Genomic DNA, 2,357 nt, shown 5'->3' with positions numbered 1-2,357 from the left:
CGTGGCCGGTGAGCTCTACGTCGCCGGTACGGGCCTGGCGCGCGGATATGTGAGCCGTCCGTCACTGACGGGTGAGCGGTTCCTGGCGTGCCCCTTCGGCCCGGGTTCCGGGGAGCGGATGTACCGGACCGGGGACCTGGTGAAGTGGGCATCCGATGGGCAGTTGGTGTTCGTCGGCCGTGCGGATGAGCAGGTCAAGATACGCGGGTTCCGTATCGAGCCGGGCGAGATCGAGGCCGCCCTGTTGGCCCACCCGGACGTGGCTCAGACCGTGGTGATCGCCCGGGAGGACACTCCGGGTGACAAGCGTCTGGTGGCCTACGTCGTGCCGACCGATGGTGAAGAGGTGCAGGGCCTGCGCGAGTTCGCGGGGGCACGGCTGCCCGACCACATGGTTCCGGCGGCCGTCGTCTCGCTGCCGGAGTTGCCGTTGACGGCCAACGGCAAGCTCGACCGCAAGGCACTGCCGGCGCCGGAATACGTCAGTGGTGGCGGTCGCGCCCCGGCGACGTCGGTGGAAGTGGCGCTGTGTGGGGCGTTTGCCGAGATTCTGGGCCTGGAGTCCGTCGGCGTCGAGGATGACTTCTTCGATCTGGGTGGGCACTCCCTGCTGGCGGTGCGGTTGGTGTCGCGGATCCGGGTTGTGCTGGGGGTGGAGGTTGAGGTCCGGGCCCTGTTCGAGGCCCCGACGGTTGCCGCGTTGGCGGGCGAGCTGGCCGACCGCGCAGGGCAGGCGCGGATACCGTTGCGGGCGGGGGTGCGTCCTCAGCGGGTGCCGTTGTCGTTCGCGCAGCGGCGGTTGTGGTTCCTGGCTCAGTTGGAGGGCCCGAGCCCCACCTACAACATCCCCATTCCGATCCGCATGCGTGAGGTGAACGTCGACGCGTTGGATGCGGCGTTGCGAGACGTGATCGTGCGGCACGAATCGCTCCGGACGATCTTCCCGGCCGTGGACGGCGAGCCGTACCAGCGGATCGTCGACCCGGACGAGCTCGACTGGGCTCTGAACGTCTCCCAGGTGGAGCCCGGGACGGTGGATGGGGCCGTGGCCCGCGCGTCGCAGTACGCGTTCGACCTGTCGGCGGAGTTGCCGATCCGGGCGTGGCTGTTCCAGGGCGGGCCCGACGAGCAGGCGTTGCTGGTCATCATGCATCACATTGCCTCCGACGGCTGGTCTCGTGGCCCTTTGACCAGCGACGTCTCTCGGGCGTATGCGGCGCGGCGACGTGGTGAGGCTCCGGTGTGGGATGCGTTGCCGGTGCAGTACGCGGATTACACGCTGTGGCAGCGGGAGCTGCTGGGCGAGGCGTCGGATCCGGAGAGTCTGCTGTCGCAGCAGGTGGAGTACTGGAAGGGCGCGCTGGCCGGTGCGCCCGAGGAGCTTGCGTTGCCGGTGGACCGGCCGCGTCCTGCGGTGATTGGGCATCGTGGGCATCGGGTGCCGGTGCGGGTGTCGGGTGAGGTGCATGAGCGGCTGGTGGAGCTGGCGCGTGTGGAGGGTGCTACGCCGTACATGGTGTTGCAGGCGGCGCTGGTAGTGCTGCTGTCGCGGTTGGGGTCGGGCACCGATATTCCGATCGGGTCGCCGATCGCGGGTCGCACGGATGAGGCGTTGGACGACCTGGTCGGCTTCTTCGTCAATACGTTGGTGATCCGTACGGATCTGTCGGGGGATCCGGAGTTCCGGCAGGTGCTGGGGCGGGTGCGGGAGGCGAGTCTTGGTGCGTTCGCGCATCAGGATGTGCCGTTCGAGCGGCTGGTGGAGGAGATCGCTCCGACGCGGGTGCAGAGCCGCAACCCGTTGTTCCAGGTGATGCTCACGATGCAGAACACCCGGCGTACTGCGCTCGATCTGCATGAGGTGAGGGCGGCCTCGGCCGACCAGGCTTTGGGCGCGCTGTCGCAGGTGGATGAGGCGACGACTGTCCCGGTCAGGGTGGACCTGCATTTCGCGGTGGGCGAGTTGTTCGATGCGGATGGCCGGCCTGCGGGGGTACGCGGGTCGGTGATGGCGTCGACGGACCTGTTCGACCTGAGCACGGTGAAGGCGATGGCTGATCGCCTGATGCGGGTGCTGGAGCAGGCGGTGGTGGCTCCGGGGGTGCGGTTGTCGGCGGTGGATGTGCTGGGTGTAGGGGAGCGGGAGCGGGTGGTGGTGGGGTGGAACGATACAGCGTCGGATGTGGGCGCCTCCTCGGTGGTGGAGTTGTTTGAGCGGCGGGTGGTGGCGGATCCGGGTGCGGTGGCGGTGGTTGCTGGTGGTGAGTCGTTGACATTTGGGGAGTTGGGGGCGGCGGCGAATCGGCTGGCGAGTTGGCTTCGTGGTCGGGGTGTGGGTGGGGAGTCGGTGGTGGGGC

The 2,357-nt window shown here is 68.6% G+C and carries 1 protein-coding gene; it reads left to right on the top strand.

The features are described 5' to 3' along the window. Positions 1-2,357, top strand: a 2,357-nt coding sequence (locus ACYVOO_RS08610) for a condensation domain-containing protein (RefSeq protein WP_461015036.1), incomplete at both ends; no start/stop codon positions are given.

It is taken from the genome of Streptomyces daliensis, from assembly GCF_054782395.1.
Note: the sequence above shows the minus strand (reverse complement) of the source record. Positions and strands in the feature narration are given on the sequence as shown.